The 25,449-nt window shown below is 30.9% G+C and carries 25 protein-coding genes; 11 read left to right on the top strand and 14 right to left on the bottom strand.

Annotated features, from left to right (window positions below):
* The first annotated feature begins 76 nt into the window (after nt 1-76).
* Entirely contained in the window at nt 77-307 is a 231-nt protein-coding gene (locus IW18_RS23380; RefSeq protein WP_041519835.1) for a DUF6341 family protein, read from the top strand.
* On the opposite strand, the gene purD is transcribed toward IW18_RS23380, so the two are convergent.
* A complete protein-coding gene (gene purD / locus IW18_RS19430; RefSeq protein WP_041519836.1) occupies nt 299-1,573 on the bottom strand; it encodes a phosphoribosylamine--glycine ligase in 1,275 nt (424 codons plus the stop codon). The two genes, IW18_RS23380 and purD, sit on opposite strands and share 9 nt — an antisense overlap.
* 134 nt (nt 1,574-1,707) lie before the next feature.
* Between purD and IW18_RS19435 the strand changes: the two genes are divergently transcribed.
* Both IW18_RS19435 and IW18_RS19440 read left to right on the top strand, forming a co-directional pair.
* Entirely contained in the window at nt 1,708-3,018 is a 1,311-nt protein-coding gene (locus tag IW18_RS19435) for a phenylacetate--CoA ligase family protein (protein WP_041519837.1), read from the top strand.
* 44 nt (nt 3,019-3,062) lie between these two features.
* Nucleotides 3,063-3,590 (top strand): ORF6N domain-containing protein, encoded by a 528-nt coding sequence (locus IW18_RS19440; RefSeq protein ID WP_041519838.1) that lies wholly within the window; start codon nt 3,063-3,065, stop codon nt 3,588-3,590.
* A 39-nt stretch (nt 3,591-3,629) separates the two neighbouring features.
* Here the strand turns inward: IW18_RS19440 and IW18_RS19445 are convergent, their stop codons facing one another.
* The 13 genes from IW18_RS19445 to IW18_RS19515 all read right to left on the bottom strand — a co-directional run bounded on the left by IW18_RS19445 (nt 3,630) and on the right by IW18_RS19515 (nt 18,413).
* Nucleotides 3,630-4,397 carry a glycosyltransferase family 2 protein gene (locus IW18_RS19445; protein WP_041519839.1) on the bottom strand — a complete coding sequence of 256 codons (768 nt, stop codon included), beginning with the start codon at nt 4,395-4,397 and terminating at the stop codon, nt 3,630-3,632.
* Nucleotides 4,398-4,427: 30 nt separating this feature from the next.
* Nucleotides 4,428-5,411, bottom strand: a complete 984-nt coding sequence (locus tag IW18_RS19450; RefSeq protein ID WP_041519840.1) for a UDP-glucuronic acid decarboxylase family protein — start codon at nt 5,409-5,411, stop codon at nt 4,428-4,430.
* Nucleotide 5,412: 1 nt separating this feature from the next.
* Entirely contained in the window at nt 5,413-6,537 is a 1,125-nt protein-coding gene (locus IW18_RS19455; protein ID WP_041519841.1) for a glycosyltransferase, read from the bottom strand.
* The gene (locus IW18_RS19460; protein WP_041519842.1) at nt 6,524-7,726 is read right to left on the bottom strand and encodes an O-antigen ligase family protein; all 1,203 of its coding nucleotides are present in this window, start codon (nt 7,724-7,726) and stop codon (nt 6,524-6,526) included. The genes IW18_RS19455 and IW18_RS19460 overlap by 14 nt, the downstream gene beginning before the upstream one ends.
* On the bottom strand, nt 7,723-8,517 hold the full coding sequence (locus tag IW18_RS19465) for a glycosyltransferase (protein ID WP_041519843.1): 795 nt from the start codon (nt 8,515-8,517) through the stop codon (nt 7,723-7,725). The genes IW18_RS19460 and IW18_RS19465 overlap by 4 nt, the downstream gene beginning before the upstream one ends.
* A complete protein-coding gene (locus IW18_RS19470) occupies nt 8,510-9,892 on the bottom strand; it encodes an O-antigen ligase family protein (protein WP_041519844.1) in 1,383 nt (460 codons plus the stop codon). Before IW18_RS19470 ends, IW18_RS19465 begins: the two co-directional genes overlap by 8 nt.
* A 5-nt stretch (nt 9,893-9,897) precedes the next feature.
* Nucleotides 9,898-10,986 (bottom strand): glycosyltransferase, encoded by a 1,089-nt coding sequence (locus IW18_RS19475; RefSeq protein ID WP_084607996.1) that lies wholly within the window; start codon nt 10,984-10,986, stop codon nt 9,898-9,900.
* Nucleotides 10,983-12,221, bottom strand: a complete 1,239-nt coding sequence (locus IW18_RS19480; RefSeq protein WP_160113212.1) for a flippase — start codon at nt 12,219-12,221, stop codon at nt 10,983-10,985. The genes IW18_RS19475 and IW18_RS19480 overlap by 4 nt, the downstream gene beginning before the upstream one ends.
* A gap of 126 nt (nt 12,222-12,347) precedes the next feature.
* On the bottom strand, nt 12,348-12,884 hold the full coding sequence (locus tag IW18_RS19485) for a hypothetical protein (protein WP_041519845.1): 537 nt from the start codon (nt 12,882-12,884) through the stop codon (nt 12,348-12,350).
* 109 nt (nt 12,885-12,993) lie between these two features.
* The gene (locus IW18_RS19490) at nt 12,994-13,977 is read right to left on the bottom strand and encodes a hypothetical protein (RefSeq protein ID WP_041519846.1); all 984 of its coding nucleotides are present in this window, start codon (nt 13,975-13,977) and stop codon (nt 12,994-12,996) included.
* A gap of 8 nt (nt 13,978-13,985) precedes the next feature.
* Nucleotides 13,986-15,665, bottom strand: a complete 1,680-nt coding sequence (locus tag IW18_RS19495; protein WP_041519847.1) for a DUF6909 family protein — start codon at nt 15,663-15,665, stop codon at nt 13,986-13,988.
* 751 nt (nt 15,666-16,416) lie between these two features.
* Nucleotides 16,417-17,901, bottom strand: coding sequence for a GH3 auxin-responsive promoter family protein (locus IW18_RS19510; protein ID WP_041519850.1), 1,485 nt, complete (start codon nt 17,899-17,901; stop codon nt 16,417-16,419).
* A gap of 11 nt (nt 17,902-17,912) precedes the next feature.
* Nucleotides 17,913-18,413, bottom strand: coding sequence for a hypothetical protein (locus IW18_RS19515; protein WP_041519851.1), 501 nt, complete (start codon nt 18,411-18,413; stop codon nt 17,913-17,915).
* Between the two features lie 211 nt (nt 18,414-18,624).
* Between IW18_RS19515 and IW18_RS19520 the strand changes: the two genes are divergently transcribed.
* The 8 genes from IW18_RS19520 to IW18_RS19555 form a co-directional block, all read left to right on the top strand.
* Nucleotides 18,625-18,813 (top strand): Sec-independent protein translocase subunit TatA/TatB, encoded by a 189-nt coding sequence (locus tag IW18_RS19520; protein WP_041519852.1) that lies wholly within the window; start codon nt 18,625-18,627, stop codon nt 18,811-18,813.
* A 214-nt stretch (nt 18,814-19,027) separates the two neighbouring features.
* Nucleotides 19,028-19,693 carry a hypothetical protein gene (locus IW18_RS19525; protein ID WP_041519853.1) on the top strand — a complete coding sequence of 222 codons (666 nt, stop codon included), beginning with the start codon at nt 19,028-19,030 and terminating at the stop codon, nt 19,691-19,693.
* A 38-nt stretch (nt 19,694-19,731) separates the two neighbouring features.
* Nucleotides 19,732-20,241 (top strand): phage tail protein, encoded by a 510-nt coding sequence (locus tag IW18_RS19530; protein ID WP_041519854.1) that lies wholly within the window; start codon nt 19,732-19,734, stop codon nt 20,239-20,241.
* Between the two features lie 24 nt (nt 20,242-20,265).
* A complete protein-coding gene (locus tag IW18_RS19535) occupies nt 20,266-20,784 on the top strand; it encodes a phage tail protein (RefSeq protein ID WP_041519855.1) in 519 nt (172 codons plus the stop codon).
* A 52-nt stretch (nt 20,785-20,836) separates the two neighbouring features.
* Entirely contained in the window at nt 20,837-21,352 is a 516-nt protein-coding gene (locus IW18_RS19540) for a phage tail protein (RefSeq protein ID WP_084607997.1), read from the top strand.
* A gap of 16 nt (nt 21,353-21,368) precedes the next feature.
* A complete protein-coding gene (locus tag IW18_RS19545; RefSeq protein ID WP_041519857.1) occupies nt 21,369-21,863 on the top strand; it encodes a GNAT family N-acetyltransferase in 495 nt (164 codons plus the stop codon).
* 26 nt (nt 21,864-21,889) lie between these two features.
* Nucleotides 21,890-22,189: a DUF6916 family protein gene (locus IW18_RS19550; RefSeq protein WP_041519858.1), complete on the top strand. Its 300-nt coding sequence runs from the start codon at nt 21,890-21,892 to the stop codon at nt 22,187-22,189.
* 27 nt (nt 22,190-22,216) lie between these two features.
* The coding region (locus IW18_RS19555) for an Ig-like domain-containing protein (RefSeq protein ID WP_041519859.1) at nt 22,217-25,449 on the top strand (3,233 nt) is incomplete at its 3' end.

Genomic DNA, 25,449 nt, shown 5'->3' on the forward strand with positions numbered 1-25,449 from the left:
GTTGAAAAAGATTCTATTCTGGAATTTTGATTTCAATGCGTTACACAACAATAAATAACATATAATTTTATAAATTATGACAGCTTTTTTTGAAGGAATACAATACTTATTCGTTAACATTTTATTCGCTCCACTTGACTTTTTACGTCACCTAGAACTTATTACTTGGTTTGGTGCTAATACTATTAACTGGATTTTTATGATCATCTGCGCATGCGCAATCGTTTATTGGATTAAACAATTACGCATATTTGATGACGCTGGAACAGAAAACCAAGATACTACAGCTCACTCTTTTTTAAAGTAAGTCGAAGCCAATATCTTTTCTAAAATACATCTTATCAAAATTTAGTTTATCTATATTTTGGTAAGATTTTTTTATGGCCTCTTGGAAATCATCTCCATAAGATGTAACAGTTAAAACACGTCCTCCATTACTAACGACATTTTCGTTATCTAATTTTGTTCCCGCGTGAAAAACTATCGAATCTGTAATATTTTCTAAACCGGTAATTACTTTTCCTTTTTCGAATTCCTCAGGATATCCGCCAGAAACAACCATAATTGTTGTTGCACTTCTTGGATCAACTTCTAATTCGAAAGTATCTAATTTTTGATCTGCAACTGATTGGAACAATTCAACCAAATCAGATTTTAATCTTGGTACTACAACTTCAGTTTCAGGATCTCCCATTCTTACGTTGTATTCAATAACGATTGGTTCATTTTTTACATTGATTAAACCAATAAATACAAAACCTTTATATTCGATTCCGTCTTTCTGGAAACCTTCAATTGTTGGTTTTACGATACGAGTTTCAATTTTTTCCATCAAAACAGCATCAACATAAGGAACTGGAGAAACTGCTCCCATTCCGCCTGTATTTAATCCTGTATCACCTTCGCCAATGCGTTTGTAATCTTTTGCAGTTGGAAGAATTTTATAGCTTTTTCCGTCTGTTAAAACAAAACAGCTTAATTCGATTCCGTCAAGAAATTCTTCGATAACAACTTTTGAACTTGCTGCTCCAAATTTTTCATGAACCAACATGTTTCTCAATTCCGTTTTAGCCTCTTCAAGATCCTGAATAATCAAAACACCTTTTCCTGCTGCTAAACCATCGGCTTTTAAAACATATGGCGGTTGTAAAGTTTCTAAGAAATCACATCCTTTTTCAACTGTTTCAGCAGTAAAACTGTCGTAAGCAGCAGTTGGGATATTGTGTTTCATCAAGAATTCTTTTGCAAACTCTTTACTTCCTTCTAATTGAGCTCCTAATTTTGATGGTCCAATAACCGGAATATGCTGTAAACTTTTGTCATTTTTAAAATAATCGTAAATCCCTTTAACTAAAGGATCTTCTGGTCCTACGACCACCATTTTTACATTTTCCTTAAGTACAAATGCTTTAATTGCATCAAAATCGGTTGGAGACATTGCAACGTTTGTAGCAATTGCAGCTGTTCCTGCATTTCCTGGTGCAACAAAAAGTTTTTCGCAAAGCGGACTCTGAATCATTTTCCACGCAAAAGCATGCTCTCTTCCGCCTGATCCCAATAGTAAAATTGTCATGGTATAGTTGTATTTAGTTGTGGTGCAAAAATAATTGCTTTTGTACGTAAAAAATAATTAAATCTTAAAAACTTGTTCATTCTTCTGTATTAGTAATTGGATAATATTATTTTTGATGAAAAATTTATCCTCAAATGATTTCTCTTTTTGATATTTCACTCCAATTAAATGGTTTTCCGATAAAGAAGGCCAAAACTGAATTGGATAAAATTGTGAATTTATCTGAAGAAGAACATGCTCATTTTCTTGAAAACAAAAAAAGAGAAATAGTTGATTTTCATTTAAAAAATAATAGCTTCTATCAAGAATTAGCAAAAATTGATTCTTATAAAAACTGGTCCGATTTACCTATCCTAAATAAGAGAAATCTACAAAGACCTTTAACTGAAAGACTTTCAAAAGGATATTCATTAAAGAATGTTTATATCAATAAAACTTCAGGTTCCAGCGGAGACCCAATGGTTTTTGCAAAAGATAAGTTTTGTCACGCCTTGACCTGGGCAGATATTATACGTCGTTTTTCATGGTACAAAATAGATTTTAATTCTTCTTTTCAAGCCAGATTCTATGGTATGCCCTTGGGCTTTATAGCGAACAAAAAGCTACGTCTTAAAGATTTTTTAAGCAATAGATACCGATTCAATATATTTGATTTATCAGATAAAGGGCTTGAACAAATTGTGAAAAAATTTCAAAAAAAGAAATTTGATTACATAAACGGCTATACGAGTAATGTAGTATTGCTGGCAAAATATTTAAAGAAAAAAAATAAATTACTTATCGAAATTTGTCCTTCACTAAAAGTATGTATTGTCACATCTGAAATGCTTTTTGAAGAAGATAAAATCTTGCTGGAAAACCAATTTGGAGTTCCTGTGGTCAATGAATACGGATCTTCGGAAATTGGTGTAATTGCCTTTGAAAATAATGATGGAGAATGGCTTGTAAACTCTGAAACACTTTTTGTAGAAATTGTAGACGAAAATAACCAGCCGTTACCTTACGGAAAACAGGGTCGTATTATTATTACTAATTTAGACAATAAGGCACATCCTTTTATTAGATATGAAGTGGGTGATTATGGAATATTAGATGAAAAAAGTACTCTTAAAAGACCTATTTTAAAAAATTTAATTGGCAGAACTAATGATATTGCCATTTTACCAAGTGGTAAAAAATCGCCTGGAATGACTTTCTATTCAATTACTAAAAAACTCTTTGGAGACGAGGGAAATGTAAAAGAATTTAAAATAAAACAAACCAAAATAGATGTTTTTGAAATAGAATATACCAGTGAAAATGAACTTACTCTAACTGAAATAAAAAAAATAGAAAAAGAGTTTTCAACTTATCTTGAACCAAATCTAAAGTACATTTTTACACGAAAAGAAAAATTGGAACGCGGTAAAAGCGGTAAACTAAAACAATTTAAATCTTATTTATAAATATAAATAAAATCTTACATTTGTTTTTTTTTAATTAAAAACTTATGGAAGATCAATCTTTACTTTCTGAAGAAACAATTTCAAATAAAATATATTTTATCCGTGGTCAAAAAGTGATGCTTGATCGTGATTTGGCTTTACTTTATGGAATAGAAACAAAACGATTAAAAGAACAAGTAAAAAGAAATGTAATTCGTTTTCCCGAAGACTTTATGTTTGAACTCACTAAAAAAGAATTTGAAAATTGGAGGTCGCAATTTGCGACCTCCAATTCTGAAAAGATGGGTTTACGCTATTTACCAATGGCATTCACAGAACATGGAGTTTTAATGTTATCAAGCGTTTTAAAAAGCGATAAAGCAATTCAAACTAATATTCAAATCATGCGTATTTTCACGAAAGTGAGACAAATGCTTTTGGATACAACAGAAATTAAAGTTGATATTCTACAGATTCAAAAGAAGTTAGAGAATCATGATAAAAATATTGAATTGGTTTTCTCCTATCTTGATGAGCTTACTGAGAAAAAAGAAGATGAATGCGAAAGAGTGAAAATTGGCTATAAAAAATAAGAAATTCATTAAGGTCGCAAATTGCGCCCTTAATGAATACTAAACTTTCTTTATATATTGTGGTTTGATAATCAATTGAGTAAATAAAAAACGTATCATCAAGAAAACAGAACTCACAAAATTAAAACGGTGAAAATCTCTGTATACACCAAAATTGTGTTTTATTAATTTGAATTTTGAAGACGAAATCGAATCTTTTCTAATTCTATAAAAAGCTAAAGATTCTGGAACTGGTTTTGTTTCTTTAATTTGTTTTACAATAGTAAGCCATAATCGCCAGTCTTGCCTTTTTTGCGTGGCTTCAATTACAATTTTTCCGAAATATTCAGCATCGTAAATAGCAGTTAAATTTCCAACATAATTACAAAAAAACAATTGATTATAAGTTAGATTTAATGGTGCCTCTACTCTTCTGTTTAAAGTTTTTCCATCTTCGTCTATACAATCGTAAAAACTAAATGTAAAAGGTAAATTATTTGCTTTTAAAAACTGAATTTGCTTTTCTAATTTCATCGGAAACCACAAATCATCAGCATCCAAATAAGCAATGTATTTTCCAGTTGCTTTTTTTAAAGCTACATTTCTGGCAAAACCGTTTCCTGAATTATTGGGTAATTGAAACAATTTAATTCTGTTATCTACTTTAGCAAGCTCAGAAATTATTTTTACCGTATCATCTGTCGATGCATCATCAACCAAAATCATTTCCCAGTTTTCGTAAGTTTGATTTTGAACGGATTGTATTGTCAATTTAATGAACTTTTCAGTATTATATATTGGTGTTATAATAGATACTAATTCGCTCATTAAATTGTTACTTCTTTGGCTTTTGGCCTATTATTTTATATAGCTTGAAAAATCTTTGTGTTCTTCTTTTGAAAGTTCTTCTTTAGAAAGTGATCTGAAATAATCATAGGTAATTTTCATTCCTTCAGATCGGCTTACTTTTGCTTCCCAACCCAATAACTCTTTTGCTTTTGTAGTGTCTGGCTGACGTTGTAACGGGTCATTTATAGGTAACGGATGATAGACTACCTTTTGGTTTGTTCCCGTTAATTTAATGATCTCTTCTGCAAAATCTTTAATGGTAATTTCGTCTGGATTTCCAATATTTACCGGATATACATAATCTGAATGTAATAATCTAAAAATACCTTCAACCTGATCATCTACATAACAAAAGGAACGCGTTTGCATTCCGTCTCCAAAAATGGTTAAATCTTCTCCGCGCAAAGCTTGTCCAATAAATGCAGGAATTACACGTCCGTCATTTAAACGCATTCTTGGGCCGTAGGTATTAAAAATACGCACTATTCTGGTTTCTACACCGTGAAAAGTATGATACGCCATTGTTATTGATTCCTGAAAACGTTTTGCCTCGTCGTAAACGCCTCGTGGACCAATTGTATTTACATTTCCGTAATATTCTTCTGTCTGTGGGTGAACTAATGGATCTCCGTAAACTTCGGATGTTGAAGCGATCAAAATTCTTGCTTTCTTAACTCGCGCTAATCCTAATAAATTGTGAGTTCCTAAAGAACCAACTTTTAAAGTCTGAATTGGAATTTTTAAATAATCTATCGGACTTGCTGGTGAAGCAAAATGTAAAATATAATCTAAATCACCCGGAATATGTACAAACTTGGTAATATCGTGATGGTAAAATTCGAAATGTTCTAACTTAAATAAGTGTTCGATGTTTTTAAGATCGCCTGTAATCAAATTATCCATCCCAATAACATAATAGCCTTCTTTGATAAAACGGTCGCACAAATGTGATCCTAAAAATCCCGCAGCTCCGGTAATAAGTATTCTTTTCATATTATTTTAATTCTTCTCTATAAATAGATTCAAGATCTTTTATTGTTTTATAAATATTATGATGTTTTTCAAATGTCGCTCTCGCATTCTTTGAAAACTCATTATATAATTTTTCGTCCTGAAGTAATGTATTGATTTTTTGACTAAACTCAATTGTATTATTTTCTTTCACACAATAACCGTTATAATCATTTAAAATCAAATCTCTGTTTCCGTCACAATCAGAAACTACACTCGGAATTGAGAGCGCTAAGCTTTCAATAATAGAATAAGGAAGTCCTTCGTATCTTGCTGTTGAAAGATACAGTTTGGATTTGCTTATAATATTTAAAACATCTTCTCTGGTAGTCCAATTTAAAAGCGTCACCTTATTTTTTAGATTTAGTTCTGCTATTAAATTTTCAACTTGTTTTAAATGATCAGCATGATGTCCTACTCCTAATATCACTAAATGCACATCAACTGTTTTATTTAGTTCATGTAGAACCACAATAAGTTCTTCAATGTTTTTTTGATAACAGGGCCTTCCTACCGTACAAAGGTATTCGTCTGGCCATGTTTTTGGTATGGATAAATCTAAAATTTTTTCGATCGGTTCTATCGAATTGTTAAATAGATTTGTTTTTGTTTTTGGAAAACCAACTTCATTTATAGCTCTCTTTAACTCAGATTGTGAAGAAGCTAATAAAATTGTTTCTCCTTTCGAAAGTATCTTTTCTACCTTTAAAAAAAATGTTTTTTTAGTCTTAGTTTCTGCGCTTAAAAAAGAAAATGCCTGAGGTGTATGCAAAATCTTTGTTCCTGTCATAAAACCAACAATTCTACCAATAACACCTCCTTTGGTACTGTGAGAATGTATAAAATCCGGATTTTCTTTACGAATGATTTTCCATGCTTTTAAAATTGCCGTTAAATCATTAAAAAAAGAAATCTCTCTATAAATTGGCAACTGGTAATGAACAACCGGTTTAGAATCTTTATCTACGAATTCATCTTTAATATCAGAATCTCCATGAATTACAATACTTTCAAAATTTACAGTATCTAAATTATGAAGTATCTGCCTCAACGAAACATCAACTCCTCCTACTGAATGGAGAACATGCGCAATTTTAATTTTCTTCATTTATTTTTCTCTGCAGTAAAATTAGTATAAATATTCCAACCAAATAACATCCAAACTGTCTATAAAATATATTCTCAACACAAAAAAACAATAGAAAAGAAATTACTATTGCCATTTGAAAAAAATTCGCCCTGACTTCGATAAGCAATTTAATAAAAAAGGTGAGAAACAATAGCAACCCAATAAAACCTCCAATTAAATAAAAATCTATAAACTGATTGTGCGAATTGAACTTTTCTGTCAAAAAATATTCTTTTTTAGATGGATTTTCAATTGTACTGGAGTAACAATCTAAAAAATTATTAGAAATTGTTTTATATCCATCAAATCCAATTATAGAATTAAAATCACTTTTTTGTGTCATTAAATATGCACAATTCCAAATTACAATCCTTGGTTCATAATCAGATGCCACTTTAAGCGATTCTTCAAGATTACTCTTTACAAAAAAACGTTCCGAAATATTTTTATTTGTTAAGACTAATAATCCAAACAAAAGAACAAATGAAACTAAAGAAACACCTTTTTTTACCCAACTGATTTTAGAATAGAAAATCAAATACACAACGGCAAGTAAAAATAATGTTATGATCGAAATTCTGGCCGAAATTAATACTATAAACAAGAATAACAATAAAGCATTTATGGCCCAAAGATATTTGTATTTTACTAGCGTAATTGATCTTTCACTTGCCAGTAATAAACCTAAAACAGCTATAAAGCCAATATAAGGCCGCTCTAAAAGTAACAACTCATTTACCTCGGCAGTATTTGAAAATGGAAGTGTATGATGTTTTATAAAAAATAGTGTAATTAAAAAAACAGAACACAAAATAGCTGCATCTATCCCCAATAAAATGACCAGTTTTAATGTATTAAAATCTTTTACTTTTTTGAATACAACGACAAGCCAAAACAACAAAAATAGACCTTTAAAGATCTTAAAATCATAAGAAATTGTGGCAAAAAGCGTCGATTTTATAGTTAAAAAAACCAGCAATATTAACAAAATAATACCTGACGAAAAGTTAAACTTTGTTTTTATAATTTGATCTTTTTTAAAATCAATAATTGTCCAAACTGATAAAACTGCCAAAATAATATTTGGAATTGCTTTTGAAAAAAACAATGAAATCAACAAAGCATAAATGAGATATTCGAAACCTTTCTCTCTAATTAGATTTCTCATTTTTTAATTCTTTTTTTAATGGATAAAATTATACTGTACGGCATAAACAATAAAACATAATTTCGAAGAAGTCCATAAATTGGATAATATCCAACATAGAAATTTTCTTTTATAATCTGTATTCTGCTTTTTACCTGTTGTCTTCTTCTCTGTATTGAGATACCATTTTCATTAATTTCAATTTGAGTTAAATACTGACCAATATTAGCCATTTTAAACTTTTTTGAGATCGCGAAAAAGAAAGCATAATCTTCTGCCGATTTATGATTTACGGGATAAAATCCGGTTACTTCTATTATTGATGTACAAAACAATATGGCAGGATGTATCAACATTGAATTGATGTACATTTTATTTTTGATGTTTTGATCATCTAGTGGCAAATCGATTGCATATAAATAAATGTCATTGCTGTCAACCGCCAACACATTTGAACCTACAATTTTTATTTCAGGATTTTGTTCTAAAAATTCTGTTTGAATCGCAAATCTTTTTCCTAAACAAACATCTCCGCAATCGAGTCTTGCTGTGTATTTGTATTTTTTTTTTGCACTTATTTTAAGTCCGTGATTTAATGCAAATTCAATTCCTTGATTTTGTTCCAAATACTCAAAATAAAGCGTTCCTTTTGCTTTAAAATTATTTTGAAGTATTAGTTCGTCAAATTTGTTTTTACTTCCGTCATCGACAATAATAACGTCCAATTCCTCATCAGGATGAATAGAAATCAAAGATTTTATTAATCCATCAGAATTATTATAATACGGAATCAAGAGTACGACCTTATTCATCTTTTGCTGCCATTGCTTTATTTCTCATTCTAATCAAAATAGCTAAACTTAACCAGACACCATACATTCTAAAAGTATCTATTTGAAACCAATTTATATATAAGCCAACAAGTGAAATGAGCAGAATCATTAAAAGTGTTTTCTCTTCGTCTCTTGCTCTTTTCATAAGTAAACGTATTTCGTTGAGCGAAAAACAAAGTATCATTAAAAACAATAAAATTCCAATTAACCCAGTTTCGGCCAACAAACGAGTATAGATGTTATATCCTGGCGGAAAGGCTTTTTCCTTTTTATTCTTGTAATACAATTCGAACTCATAATTGTTTCGCGTTGCCCAGGTAGGATAATGCGTTCTATTATGATACGTTTGTTGCCCAAATCCAACACCAGTTATTGGGTTTTCTAAAAATACTTGTATAGAAGCATATTGCATTCCAAATCTGGATTGATTAGAAACGTTTTTGGTCAGATTTTTTTTAAAGTCGAGAGAATCCATTTTTTCAGCAACAGATTTAATTACTTTCTCTCCATTGAAAACTAGCAAAGCACTAAATATTAATGCAAATCCAACTAAAAAATTGGTAATGTATTTTTTAAACCTTTGGTCTTTGTACAAAAAGATGGAAAAGATAAACAATTGAATAAATATTACAACAAGTCCAGTTCTTGATCCTGAAAAATACGTTAGAATTAAAACTGCAATTGTTGGTAAAAACCTTGTTGGTTTTTTACTGGTTAGAATATAGCTAAACATCCATCCTGAAATGGTAATAAGATAGATTGCCAAAAATGGCGGTTCGTAAGATATTGACGAAATTCGTCCTTGCGGATATAAGTTTACTTCGAGAAATGGAAAATAATTGAATGCTTCGAGAACTTTGTAAAAAACACGATATCCGAATGAGGAAACTAAAATTTCGAAAAAACCGTATACGAAAGCTATTATCAAAGACAATAGAAAAACTTTCCTTATTTTAAAGAGAATTTCTTTCAGCTCCATTTTTGCCAAAACATTGACATACAAAATTAAAAATACCAGACTTGATAATAGCAAAGCAAAATATTGTCGCACAAAACGGTTTATACCACCCGTTTGCTTAAAGTAATTGGCCGAAACGGTATTTATGTTTAATAATGTGGTTATTAAACACCATATTAAAAAAACCATTATCAACTGAAAAATTAAGCTTTTGTAGGGTACATAAATCTTCTTAGAAAAGACAACCTCAACACCTAAAACAAGAAATCCTACAATAAGAAAAAGAGCTCCGGCTTCACTTTTAAATTCGCCCAATAAAGGAATCCCTTCATAATCATTAAATGGAAAGAAGAAGAGTCCTAAAAAAAATAATATTGTATATAATTTTCTAAGCAATATTTTTAAGTTTTACTGATTTTAAAATTATTGATATTTCGAATAATCTCTGAGATTTTTGGATGATATCCTATTTTAATACTTAAAACCAAAAGGAATAATGCCATTTGAGATTTATTAAGGATTATTTTTAAGATTATTTTTTCGTATAATCCTTTGTCTGCAAGGGCTTCACTATAGTATTTCTTGGCTAATTCATAAACTTTTTCATGAAAAACCATCTGTTCAATATAATTCCACTTTGTTTTAAATGGAGTTATAGAAACAGAACATTTATATACTAAATAAGAAACTCTTTGAAGTAATCTAATGGCTTTTAGTTTTTCTAATTCTGTTGCAGAAATCGAAAGATCATATTCTTTTTTATAATCTAAATAATATTTCTCAAGTGCTTTACTAAAATAATCATTTTCAATAATTAGTCTTGATTTACTATTGGCAACTTCTCGGTAATAATAACCGGCGTAATTTGTAAATAAAACTTTTTGAGCTTTATTAAAAGCTTGTATGTTAAATATATTATCTTCTTCAATAACTCTATTTCCAGGAAATCTAACCTGATTTTCATTTATAAAACTTCGTTTATAGATTTTATTCCAAACCGCAAATAAATCTTCAACTCGTAACAAATTAGGAATGATTTTGTTTTGTATAAAAGCTTTATCAAAAATTAAATCCTTTTCAAAACCATTTTCTTTAATAATAAACTTGTCATCTCTGCCTAATATTGTTTTAGAAATAAGAATATCTAAATCATCTTTAATAGCTGTATTGTATAAATATTCCAGAAAATCATTTTTTAAATAATCATCATTGTCTAGAAAACCAATATATTGACCAGTGGCATTATTAACTCCTGTATTTCGAGCTTCACTAATTCCCTTATTTTCCTGATTGATAAGGATAATACGTTGATCTTCTTTTTGATAGTCTTCGATTATTTGGCGGCTATTATCTACAGAACCGTCATTTATAAATATAAATTCACAATCTCCCAGCGTTTGGTTCAACAATGATTTTATGCAATCATGTAAATAGTCTTTTGCGTTATAAACCGGAATAATAACACTAATTTTAATAATAGTCATGTTCATTTATCGGTTTTAAAAATCAACTTAATCTCTTTATTCGCAAAATACCACATTCCTAAAACAATAAATATTTGTGTAATAATTAGCGCAATTGCGGTTCCTACTTCCTGAAAAAAATGCGTTAGAATTAAATTAATTGTAAAATTTAAAATTGTTGCATAAACTATAACTCGAAAATATAAATTATCCTTTCCTAAATTTAGAAGAATTTGTTTTCCATACATAGTGTCCAAAAATGATAATAATGGAACTAGAAGGAGAATTCTAAAAATCAGAATCGAAGCAAACATTGCTTTCCCGTAAATAATTTCGATAATTGGTTCTGCAAAACAAAAACAAAATAATATTAGTATTGAAAAGAGTATTGTTCCTGTTACTGTAATTTTATTTATTTTTTGAATGGTTTGCAGCTTATTCAGCATCATCTCTTTTGAAAGATAAGGAAAAATAGTGTTTGAAATTGGTGTTTGAAGATTTCCCATTGCCCGTACTAATTTTTCGGCTGCAGAAAAATAACCTACTGCCTGATTTCCTGCCAAAAAACCAAGTATTAATGTATTAGTATTGGTAAAAAAGGAAATTTTAAGCTCGGATAAAAAGACATATTTCGATTTTTGAAGCTGCTCTACTATTCCACTAAAAGGTTGTATTTTAAACTTAATATTAAAATCCTTCTGAATATAAAATAATGCAAAAATACCAGCTGTTATAAATCCTAAGGCATTAAAAACGGGAACTAAATAATAATCTGATTTTTGTTTTACGAAGATAAAAAGAGCAATTGTAAAAATTACTTTCGTAAATAAATTGAGATAGGTAATGTATTTCATTTTTTGAATTCCCTGAAAATACCATACGGGGAAAATGGCTTGCCCAAAAACAGATCCGAATGAAAATAAATAAACAATCCAATAGGTTCTAAAAATTTCGAACAAAAAAACTATGCACATCATTGCAACGAAACTTACTACTAGCAATAGCAACTTTGCAGACATAATTTGATTAAAAATCAAGTTTTGCTTTTCAGAGTCATCTGTGGCTAATGAAATGTCACGTGTTCCGGTTGAATTGAAGCCGTAATCTGTTATAATTTGGAAATAGGTAATAAATGCAAATGAAAAAGATAATAATCCAAAATAATCTACACCTAATGTTCTTATTAAATAAGGCAATGTAATTAATGGCAATACTAAATTTAAACCTTGAAGCAAAGAAAGATACACGAAATTTGAAGCCAAAATTTTGTGCTTTTTATATCGCTGAAATATATCAAAAATTGGCTTCAATGTTTGGTGGTTTTATTATAAAAAGAAGGCTATACCTAAAAAGGAACAGCCTTAAAAATTAATATTATTTAAAAAAAACTACATTTTAGCTCCTCTTACTTTTTCGATTTCAGGATAAATTAACGGTTTTGTTAAAAAATAGGGATCAAAATTTTCTCCATTTTTAATAAAAGTTGCTACTCCTGTGGCTTCATCAAATTTTATAAATTCATTTGGTGTAAAGTATTTTAAAATGTCTCTTTGTTCAATTTTAAAAACTCTTCCCTCAAAACTTAAAGTTATTGAGTTGATTGTTATTGGTGCTTGATCTTTGTTTGAACTTACATCAAAACGAATATCATTTGGTAAAACTCCTTCTGGAATACTAAATGTTATTAATTGTGACTCAGATTTTCCTTTTACACCATTGTAAACCGTTTTTTTGTCATCAAAATAAGCAATTGAAGGATCTTTGTAAAAAAGAATTAATTCATCATCTTTTTCTATTTTTAAATCTACAACTACATCAAATGTATTGGCTTTAACTTCTTCAACCGGGGCAACTTCTTCTTTATTCTTGCAAGAACTAAATAATGTTAATAAAACTATATTAATAAATAGTAACTGTTTTTTCATTGGTCTGTTTTTTTAACAAAAATATATATATTTAGCTTTCAACACTAAAAATATTTTCCGTTTTTGTTTAAGTTTTGGTTAATTGTATAAAATATTATATTTCAGCATATTATAATTTAGCTAAGTGTTTTTGTTTATTGTAAAATGACTTAAATAAATATAAAAACCCAAATAATACAACAAACAAAACTGGTAGTAAGAACTTTAAACGACCGTTAATATACTTAACAGATTCTAAATTTAGGGTAATACTGTTTTCTTTTACAATTTTATCGTAGCCAATTAAATTAATCCTATTATTTGCTTGTTCGTTAATCAAATCATTTTTGGTCTTAATAATGTCGTTGAGCTGTGTGTTTTCATTATAATACATTAATTTTTCGTTTCTCCCAGCTCCATTTTTTGAGTTCGAAAAGTTGCTAATAATTCCATCTATCTGCTTGATAATAGAGTCGTTTTGCTTCATTTTAAGCTCTATATTTTTATAAACTTCTTTCTGAATTTTACCATAATAATCTGATGCGTTTAAATACTTCAAAAGTGGTTTTATAAGCTCTTCTTCGGCTGTTTTTTCCTTTGTCGATAATACAATCGTTTGATAAGTATAGTTTTTACTGGTCATATTATCTTCAAGTACCTTTTTGATATCACCATCTTCGGCCATCAACTTTATCAATTCGAAATTTTCGGGCTTGTTTTTGATAAAATTGTAAACATCGGCAATGGGTTTTACCTCTATTACTTTTAGATTTTTGGGTTTTATAATACCAACATTATTCTTTAAAAAAAGAGTATCCTCTTCTTTAATTTTAGAATTAATCAAATCGATTTTAGCATATAAATAATCTGTAGCACCAAAATTTGGTGCTACGATAATTTCATGTTCATAACTCTTTTGTGTACTGTCTAAAAAAATTCCGAGACCAAATCCGGCCAAAACTAAAATTGAAACAATAATCCAATTATGAACAAAAAACTGAATACCTCTAAAAATAGAAGTACTTATTCCTTGAAAAAAAGTACTAATTTTTCTTGAAATAAAGGTTAAATCAATTTCTTGATCGTCATTGTTTTGGGGTACTTTTGTACTCATTTATGGGATTATTTTATGTTGAAAATTTGTTCTAAAATTTTAATAGTAATCAAATAGGTTGGTTTTACACCTGTTGTTCCTAATCCGCCAGAAGCCAATGTACTTCCTGTTTCCAAAGGATTATCTGAGGCATAATAGGCATAACGAACTTTAATATCGTGTGGTACACTTTTTCTGATTTTTGAAGCAGATTGAATGGCTTTTTGATAATATGAACCTTCCATTTCAAGACCAATTACACCCCAAGTCGATTCGTGAAAGAATTTCAATAAATCTCTGTTTTGTAATGATGTTCCTAAAACGGTTACCATTGCACCTTCAAAAACTGCAATGTCATTTCCTTCAAACATTTTGCCTGTTAATTCATTTTCGAAATAATAATTATCAGCAGTTCCCTCGTTGATGTGTGCTGTAGGAATCATAATATCTCCTTTTCCGCCTTCAAGAATTCCTGCTTTTCCCATTATCGAAACAGATCTTACTTCTAATAAGGTTTCTTTCTTGAAAGGTTTCAAAAGTTCATCGATCGTTTCATAAGCTTGCTCACCAAAAGCATAATCCATTACAATAATAACTGGTTTAGCTTCGTCTAGAGCTGCTTTTGGAAATCCTGTTTTTACCCAATCAATTTTTGCAGTATCAAAAATCTGAACATCAATATTTGTTCCTGATGTATCTGGTAACGAAATCATTCCGTTTTTCAACGCCAGTTCTTCAACATGACTTCTAATTTCTTTTGCGCCAGATTTACTCAATTCTTCGTAAATGAAAAAATCAGATTTGTCCTTAAATTTCGTTTTCAACAACGGCGTTGCAAAAATAGAATTCATTACACTGTGCATATTTGCACTTATTACGTGAATTGGTCGCTTTAAAAGATTATTTGCTTTTAGAACTTCCTTGATATTGGTTGCCCAAATTTCACCATGAATGTGGTGTCCTAAACGCTCTCGTAAAACTGGACTAAAAGTTATAGTACGTTTATTATTTTCGATTACTTCTTCTATGGCTAATTTTCCTAACCAGTAAATAACGTGCAAGAAACGGTCTGGAGCGTTTTCTGATCCAAAAGCGTCGTAAATATCTAGAACTTCTTCAAAAGTACGTCCTAAAATATTGGCTACGTGCGAGATTGCTTTTTCTTTTTCTACCAAAGGCAATTTTTTAGGTTGCATTACGGCTTGTTCCAACTTCATCCAATCTCGAGAAACTTCGCCACCATCGTCTAATAAAACTCGGTCTTTAATTTTATGTGATTCTATAAAAATAAAAGTCAAATGCGTTAAGATATCATAAATATCAGATCGCCCACGAGTGATTTCGACATTCATTTGTTCTTCGTCGATTCTATAACAGTTTCTTCTTCTTTTTGGAGGAACAATTGCTTGAAAATGCGATTTAGAATATCCTTCGTCAGAAGTTAAATTAATAAAACGACATTGTTCAATTCCTATTGGTAAACGTTCAATAACGTACAAAAGTCCGTTTAGTTCTACTTTTTCTTCGCCTATATTTCCGTAAATTTCCGGACGTAATGCTAATAATGATTCACGTAAACTATCGCCCGAAACTCCCATTGGTTTATAAAAACCACGGTTGAATAGGTGACGCATTGTAATGTACATTTTTTCTATAGCTGCAGATGATTCCTGAGCTCTTGATCTTGATATATGTTTGGTATCTTTCATGCTATTTTATTTTAAAAATCTTCTTATAAATGAAGATAATCTGTATTTTTTAATTTAACGAAATTAGTAATTAAAAAGGTAATTCTGTAAAAACAATATTTAACAAATTGTTAGAATAGCTTTTATCGATTCTTTTTAAATTCATTGTAATATTTTACAATTTTTGGGTTTTTACTGGAATATATAATTTGAATCTGATCATTTATTCTTAAAGAATCTGATCGAAGATTTATACTGTTTTTTTTATTCGCATATTCTATAAAAACAAAATTGTCTTTTTTTATATTAGTATTTATTTTTGTAATAACAATACTTTCAACAACTCCATATTTTTTTAATTCATATTTTTCATAAAATCCCAGCAAATATTTAAAAGAAGCAATACTCAAAAATAATATTATAAAAGCTGAAATGTTAATTACACTTTTTAGCTTTTTCTAATCCTATTTCAGAGATATAATAATCATTGTTAATTAAACTTAGAGGAGTAATAAAATTGAATTTATCTTTTTCTAATAATAAATCCCTAGTAATCATTATACTAATAAAGAGAATACCGATCCAACTTATTCCAACAGAAAATAATAATGTAATAGTATAAATATTCAAATATGAAAGAATTATAGGATCAGTCCACCAAAATCGAATAGCCAAAAAAACAGCTATTCCATTTAATACTAAATATATAGTTATATACTTAATTCTGATTTTTAGATTCATTCCGTTTTTACTACTTAAAACTATTTTTTCTCTATTTCAAATTATCTGCAATCTTTCTATCATTCGATAATCTAGGTGTTTTATTCTGTCCACCTAATTTTCCTTGTGATTTCATGTATTCCTGAAATCCGTTTTTAGAAACTTTTGTAACGACTACTTTTCGCAAAACATTTCCGGTAATTAAATCATCGTAATAAATGTTTTGTTTTCGCATCGAATTATCAATCGCTTCTACAAAAGCTTCCATATTTTCAGGTTCTGTTTCAAATTCTACAAACCATTCGTGATACGGTAATCCGCTTGAAGGATTTATTTGTGGTGCAACTGTAAATTCGTTAATTACAATATTAGTACCTTCTGTCGCTTCTTTCATTGCATTTTCGACTTCGTTTGCAATAACGTGTTCTCCAAAAGCCGAAATATAATGTTTAATTCTACCCGAAACGATTACTCTATGCGGAAACAATGACGTGAACTGCACGGTATCTCCAATATTATAACGCCAAAGTCCTGCGTTTGTCGAAATAATCATGGCATAATTTACGCCAATTTCTACTTCGCCAACTGTATAACTTTTTGGGTTTTCAGTAAAAAATTCATCTGCTTTTATGAATTCATAGAAAATTCCTGAATTTAACAATAACAACATTCCTTTTACTGTTTGCGAATCTTGATAAGCAAAAAATCCTTCAGAAGCCGGAAACAATTCTATGCTGTCTACTTTTCTGCCAATCATGTTTTCGAACTTGGCACGATATGGCTCGTAATTAACGCCTCCGTAAATAAACAAATTAAAGTTCTTGAACAGATCTCCTATTTTCTTACCACCACTTTTTTCTTGTAAACGCTCAAAATACATTTGAACCCACGATGGAATTCCAGAAATTATGGTCATATCCTGCTCAATGGTTTCCTCAACAATCGCATCAATTTTAGTTTCCCAATCTTCGATACAATTGGTTTCCCAAGAGGGCATTCGGTTTTTTTGAAGGTATTTTGGAACAAAGTGTGCTCCAATTCCTGATAATCTTCCAAATTTGATTCCGTACTTTTCAACTAAAATTGGACTTCCTTGCAAGAAAATCATTTTTCCATCTACAAAATCAGCATTTCCGGTTTCATATATATAATGTAGGATTGCATTTCGCGAAGCTTCTATATGATAAGGCATTGATTCTTTGGTAAGCGGAATATATTTTGCTCCAGATGTTGTTCCAGATGTTTTTGCAAAATACAATGGTTTTCCTTTCCATAGAATATTTTTTTCACCCATTCGAACTTTGTCTATATAAGGTTTTAAATCTTCGTAGTCTCTTATCGGAACTCGTTTCTTGAAATCGTGAACTGTTTTTATTTTTTCGAAATGGTGATCAATACCAAACTGGGTTTCTTTTGCACTATTTATTAAACTCTTAAATATTTCTTGTTGAGTTTCTATAGGCTTTTTGGCCCAAGCCATTGTTTGATAATATATTGTACTGGCAAATAATTTTGCTGCTACTGATTTAATAGACATTTTTTATGGTATTATTTCTTGTCACTTTTGTTTTTACTTCGGGATTTTTCACCAGACTCCTTCTCCATTTTTGTAACTTCTTCTCTCAATTTAATTTCTTCTTCAGAGGCTTTCATATTTACTTCTGAAGGTTCATCTGTTTCGGCTAAAATAGAATCTTTATTGAATTTTGCATATTCTAATTCGCCTTTTAATACTTTTTGAATACCTTTTATATAGGCTTCATTTTTCTTTAAAGCTGTTTCTAACGAATCTGATTTAATAGTCAATTCTGTTGCATTTCGTTTTAATTCAGAAGAAGAATATCCGGGAATAAATTCTCGTAAAGGCGTAAAAGCGATGATAAAAGTAGTAATCAGAATTAAAAATATCCCACCCAAAGTAAACGTTACAAATACATTCATTAAGGTAAGTTTGAACGAAAAGATCTCTTCAAAAGTGTCTTCATTTAAAATTACCAATCTGGTTTTGAGGAATAATTTTTCTCTGAAATCGAATTTCTTCTTAGTCATTACGGTTCTTTAATATGAGCAAATATAATAATTAATCGTCTTGTTGATGCTGGCGAAATTTTGACGAATTGGCTTAATTTACGATTTTATAAAATATTTAACGTTGCCTAATCTCAATATTTTAATCCAAAAACACTTTTTGTTCGTATATTTCTATATACCTTTGCGGTGAAACTAAAAATCAATTTGCTTCGGCATTAAATATACAATCATGGGAAGATTAGGTCTAACAGAAATCCTCGTTATAGTAGGTATTGTGATATTACTTTTTGGAGGTAAAAAAATTCCAGAATTAATGAAAGGTTTAGGAAGCGGAATTAAGGAATTTAAAAACGCTGCTAAAGACGATCAAACTGCGCCGACACCTCCTGTAAAAAAAGAAGAGGAAGAAACTAAATAAGTATTTTATATACTGGTATAAAAACCCCAAATTACAAATGTAGTTTGGGGTTTTATTATTTTATCAAATTTTAATTGTACCTTTTTTACAAAAAATTGCACTAACGTAACAAATATAATATTATTGTAAATTTTAACATTTATTTTTGTTTTTTACCCAATTTAGTTAATGTTTTTACTATTTTTACAGTAATTTTTTACCAAAAACATTGATTATGATTGATTTAACCCGTAGAAATTTCATTAAAAATGTTGGATTTGTAGGCGCCACAACACTTTTTTGTGGTTCTCTCCTTGCTCAAAATACGTTCGATAATTTTTCGGATTCCAAAAATGGAGAAAATAATATCTTATCCCATTTCTCTAAATCATCTTTTTCTGATACTTTTCTTTTAAATCCATCTCTTTTGGATTGTTATAACAACGCAATTGTAAATTGGGAGAAAACAGGTTATGTTTCTTCAGGAAACTATTGTTATAGCTCATTAGATGGTCATCTTAAAATGTTTCCATTGCACCTTCATACTGATAGCACGGGGAAAATTGACGACGTTTTGTTATGCTTTGGAAAAAACTCGAATGGTGAATGGAAATCTTTAAGATCCTTATCAGGTTTTGACATAGAAGCACTTACTGTAGCATTGAAAGATTTAAAAATATACAGTAATGAGGTCAATTTATTTGATTACTTATTTCCTGCACCTTTACAACAATTTAATCCCTACGGTTTTAATACCAAAAAAGGAAGTGTTTCTCTACAAACACTTTTAGCGCAGGAGCAAACCTCAACAAAAATTATCATAAAAGAAGGTAGTAACATTGTATATCAAAAAGAAGTAATTTCTCAACATCGTTTTGTTGCGAACTCTCTTTTGGTTTAATAAAACATCTTATATATATAAAATAAAATAGTCGTATTATGGCAGAACCATTTTTAGCTGAAACACGTATTATGTCTTTTGCATTTGCTCCACGAGGATGGGCTCTTAGCAACGGACAGCTTTTACCTATAAATCAAAACCCAGCATTATTTGCATTATTAGGAACTACGTTTGGTGGTGATGGAAGGGTTAATTTCGCATTACCTGATTTACGTGGCAGAACTCCAATTAGTTTTGGAAATGGGCATACACTGGGAGAAAAAGCAGGTGAAGAAGTACACACTATAACCATGCAGGAGATGCCTCTACACAACCATCTTTTGAAGGCAAAAACAGATCCGGTAACTACTAATATACCTACTGCAGCCAACTTTTTAGGTCAAACGGCTCCAAATTTAGTGTATAGCAGTCAGGGTCAAAACTTTACTGCTATGAACCCTGGATCGCTTAGTAATGTAGGCGGTAATCAGGCGCATACAAACATGCAGCCTTACTTGGCTTTGAATTTTTGTATTGCTTTACAGGGAATTTTTCCATCTCAGACTTAATTATTAATTGTAAAAAATTATAACATGGCAGTACCTTACGTTGGTGAAATTAGAATGTTTGCAGGAAATTTTGCCCCTGCTGGATGGATGCTTTGTGAAGGGCAATTAATTTCTATTGCAGAAAATGAAACTTTATTTAACTTAATTGGTACTACTTATGGAGGCGATGGTCAAGAAACTTTTGCATTGCCTGATTTAAGAGGACGAGTTCCTATTCATTATGGTAAAAATATCACAGGTTCAGATTATTTGTTGGCAGAAACTGGAGGTGTAGAAAGCGTTACACTTAATACACAACAAATTCCAACACATACACATTCTTTAATAGCAACAACAGATTTGGCAGATACAGGAAATCCTGGAAATGCACAGTTTAGCACAAACCCTACCGGAAGTAAAATGTTTTCGAATAGTAATCCAACATTGGCTTTAAATCCTACCACAATTACTCCTTCTGGCGGAAATCAGGCACATACCAATCTTCAACCCTATTTGTGCGTTAATTTTATAATTTCTTTATTTGGATTATTCCCCTCAACTTAATGGAATTTTAAATTTTTAGTCCCTTTTTTTAAATAAAATAAAACAATACATTATGGATCCATTTGTGGCCGAAATACGCATATTCCCATTTAACTTTGCACCACGAAACTGGGCTCTTTGTAACGGGCAACTTATGCCACTATCTCAAAATACAGCAATATTTTCGATATTAGGAACGTATTATGGTGGTGACGGAGTAAGAAATTTTGCATTACCAGACATGCAAGGAAATGCACCTATGCATCCCGGGCAAGGTCCTGGTTTATCACAGCATGATTTAGGTGAACAGAGCGGAAGTCAAACAGTTACTTTGATTCAATCTGAAATTCCGCAACACACGCATCAATTGATGGCGAGTACTTTAAACTCACAATCAATTTCTCCAACAAATAATAGTTTGGGCCGAGGAAATCCGCTGAGAGTATATACTACAACTGGTAGTGATGCTCAAATGAGTGTAAATACCATTGCTGCTGCTGGTGGAAACTTGCCACATAATAATATGATGCCCTATTTGACCTTGAACTTTTGTATTGCGTTACAAGGTGTTTTTCCTCCTAGATCCTAGATAAAAATATTAAGTTTTGGAATTAGAAATAAAAAATATTGAGCTTCGCGACATTCAGGAAAAAGATCTTCCTATTCTTTGTGAAATATACGGCAGTACACGTAAGGAGGAGTTAGATAATGGAACTAACTGGAATAACGAACAAAAAAAACTTTTTATTGAGCATCAATTTTCTGCTCAACACGATTATTATCAAAAAAATTACTTAGATGGAAAATTCTATGTAATTGAAAAAGATAATTATGCAATTGGTAGATTATATATTGATTTCTTTTTTGAAAAAAAAGGTATTCGAATAATTGATATTACCGTATTACCAGAATGGAGAAACAAAAATATTGGCCGCTCTATTTTAAATGAAATTCTAATAAAAGCAGCCGATAATAATTTGAATGTTTCCATTCATGTTGAAAGTTTCAACCCTGCAATGAACTTGTATAAAAGATTGGGTTTTAAAAAAATAAGCGAGACAAATGGCGTTTACCATTTAATGGAATGGAGTTCTAAATGAAAATGATCAACAAGAAAATATAATGTATGGATATAGCTTTACTTACTTTAAATGATTTTACCGCATATCTAAATCAAGCCTTTAAAATTCGAATTTCAGACGAAATTCAACTTGATGCTGAATTAATTGAATTAACAAAGCTGAATAATTATTCGCCTTTGGAAAGGAATCCTTTTTCAATAATCCTCCGAACTGAACAAAAAAATGAGTATTACGAACAAGGTATTTTTACTGTTGAACATCCTGAAAAAGGCTACTTAGATATATTTCTTACTCCACTTGGTTTTGATAGTGTTGGAATGAAATATGAAGCAGTTTTTTCTTAATCATGCTAACTTTTTAAAGTAAAAAAAATGAAAAAAAACAAACTCTTAATTCTTATAATGCTATTTGGATTCCTTTCGTTCGGAATGTCATATAGTGGTTTTGTTAGGGAAAATGTTGTTACTCCTATTTTAAATAAGATAGCTAATTCTGAAAAAAAAGCTGTTGATCAAGTAGTAAAAGCTAAAACAGGAAGGAAAAAAGATCTCGCTAAAAAAACAACCGTTACCAACTTGACAGCACCAGGTCCAACCGTTACAATAACCAATGCTGTTGCTGTAAATGGTGGAGGAAATGCTGCTCCGGGTTCTCAACTTGATTTTACTATTACTATTAATAGTACAGGAGGTGATGCTACAGGAATTACTTTTCAAGATATATTAGATTCTAATTTAACGTTTGTTCCTGGCTCTCTAAAAGTAACTCCAATTGCTGCTGATGATTCTTATAATTGTATTGGAAATGTTGGAATTACATTAAATACCGCACAAGGTGTTTTATCAAATGATGTTAGCCCTGACGGAACGACTCTAACCACAGCTGTATCGACAAATGTGACACACGGAATTTTGTCATTAGCTGCAAATGGTTCTTTTACCTATAACCCAACGGCAGGTTATTCTGGATCTGATAGTTTTGTTTATACGTTGACAAGTAGCAATGGTAAAACAAGTACTGCAACGGTAAACATTACTGTAACGACTCCTATTATCTTTGCTAATGGTGCAGCGACAGTAACTGGTAACGGAACTTTAGCAGCGCCTTATAAAGATCTAAGTAGTATTACAGGCACAAGTGCAAGTCCTATTTTTATTTACGGTGGGGCTATTTCAGGAACTTTAAATTTAAATGATACTCAAAAAGTAATTGGTCAGGGAGCAACATCAGATTTAATCACTTTATTAGGTCTTAGTGTTCCCGTTTACAGTAATTCATTACCTTCTACAGGTGGAACCAACCCTACTTTATCTACAATAAATTTAAAATCAAATAACGATATTCAAGGTGTCACTATTACATCTACTATGAATGGTCCGGATGTTGGAAATCTAAAAGTAAGAGATGTAATTGTTAATGCTACAGGAACTGCTACGGCCGTAAATATTGCTAAAGGAGGTATTTTAGATTGTATCTTTAAAAGTATTTCGGCAAATGGATCTACTACTGGAATATCCGTAAATAAAGCATTGGGTATTTTTCAGGTTACGGGAACTGGCACTACAGCCGGATCTGGAGGTACAATTCAAAATATTCAAAACAGAGGAGTTGAGTTTATTACATGTTCAGGTATCTCTCTTAAGAACATAAATTTTGTTAATTCAAATACATCATTAACAATACTTAATACCCCTAATATTGATAATACGAATTCATTTGCTGCAATGCATTTTAAAACGGTAAGTGGTGTTACATTAGATAATATTAATATTACAGGGACAACAAATGCGGTTGGAATAAACCTAAATGATGTAAATAATTTTGTTTTAAGTAATAGTACTATTACAGGCTGTGGAAGTGCTAATACTAGTAATTCTGGAAGTTCAAATGTTGGTGGAATATTTGCTCTTAATCTAAAAGGAATAAGTTCTATAACCAATACTAATGTGAATGATTCTTGGGGACGTGGTTTTTACGGCTATAACGGACAACTTTCTCAAAATCCTGCTCTTACATTGACTGTAACTGGAAGTCAGTTTAAAAACTCTTTTAATCGAGCAAACGGTAATAGTAACTTTAGCTTTCAGGCAAAAGGAACCTCTAACAGTGTTTTGGTTTTCAAAAAAAATGATTTTTCTAATTCTAAAGCCGCTGGTCTTGAATTAAATTTTAGCGGATCTTCTGTTAATGATGTTCAAATTGGTGGAAATAATCTGGCTACAGATGGAAACACTATAAACGCTGCCACAAGTAATCCTGGTAGTAATGGTTTATCTATACAAGCTTATGGGGCTGCAACTGTTAATTACAATATTATAGATAACACTTTAAAATCTAGTTTTAATGCTCTTTCTGCATGTAATGTAGGACATCAGGGTTCTGGAACTTTAAAAGGTAGAATAAATAATAATACAATTGATGGCGGAGGTTCTACTTCAATTAGTAATGGGATAAACGTTTCTGCTTATGGAAATGCTAAACATATTACCGAAATTTCAAACAATTTAATTACGAATGCTGGTACTTACGGAATTTTATCTGAAGCAAATGATGGCGGTGTACCAAATTCAACTGGTAGAATTGATGCTACTATAACTGGTAATACTATCAACGTTAGAAATAATGCTTACGCTAATCTTGGAATTGTTGCTTACTCAGATAATAGTTCTAGCACAATGATAAATGCTGCAAAAATTACTGGGAACACTATAAATGCACCAACAGGACTGGGTTCTGCAAATTTTGATGTACTTTCTGATGGACTTAATTCGCAAGTATTTTTTCAAGCTAGTGCTGCTTTCAATAATGCAACTGTTGACAAATCTATCGCATCCAAAGCTTTTTGGGATGCAAATAATGTAACTACCGGAACAGCATTGGCTGAACCTGGTACCGGAAAAATAGGCTCTGGAACTGTTACACCGCCAGATAATGCAGCCGCTTCAAAACCTGCAAGACCTACTGATATTGTTGTAGAAGAAACAGCTCCAATCGTAGAAAATCAAACTAATACCGAAACAACTTCGAACCAAACTGCAAAAAGTAGTACGGCAAAGGCAACATCAGGAGAAACAGTTTCTTTTGGACCATTTACTTTACCTGCTGCAAAAAGTACTATCATAACATTTAGCGCAACAATTAATGCGGCAATTTCTCTTCCTGCAAATACTTGTGAAGTAACAAATAAAGCAACGGTAAGCGGTACAAATTTTTCGACCGTAACTTCTAATGTTACAACGAATTCACTAAAACCTGCAAACCCAACAGTTACAGCTTCAACACAAGATATTCCTTGTTTAGGAAGTACAGCTGTTACATTAAATGCGACTGCTCCATCTGGAACAACTGCAACTTGGTATACTTCAGAAACTGGAGGAACTAGTTTTGCAACTGGTGCAACTGTATCAGCCACTCCAACTGCAAATAATACAACTTATTGGGTAGCTAGCGAAACTCCATACTGCGCTAGTCAAAGAGTACTAGTAAAAACCGTTACAGGAACTGCATCAACAACATCTACACAAACTGAAACTGCTTGCGGAAGTTATAAGTGGGCTGCAAATGGAATTACTTATACTAGTTCTGGAACTTATCCTTACACTGT

The organism is Flavobacterium hibernum (genome assembly GCF_000832125.1).
Taxonomy (GTDB): Bacteria; Bacteroidota; Bacteroidia; order Flavobacteriales; family Flavobacteriaceae; genus Flavobacterium; species Flavobacterium hibernum.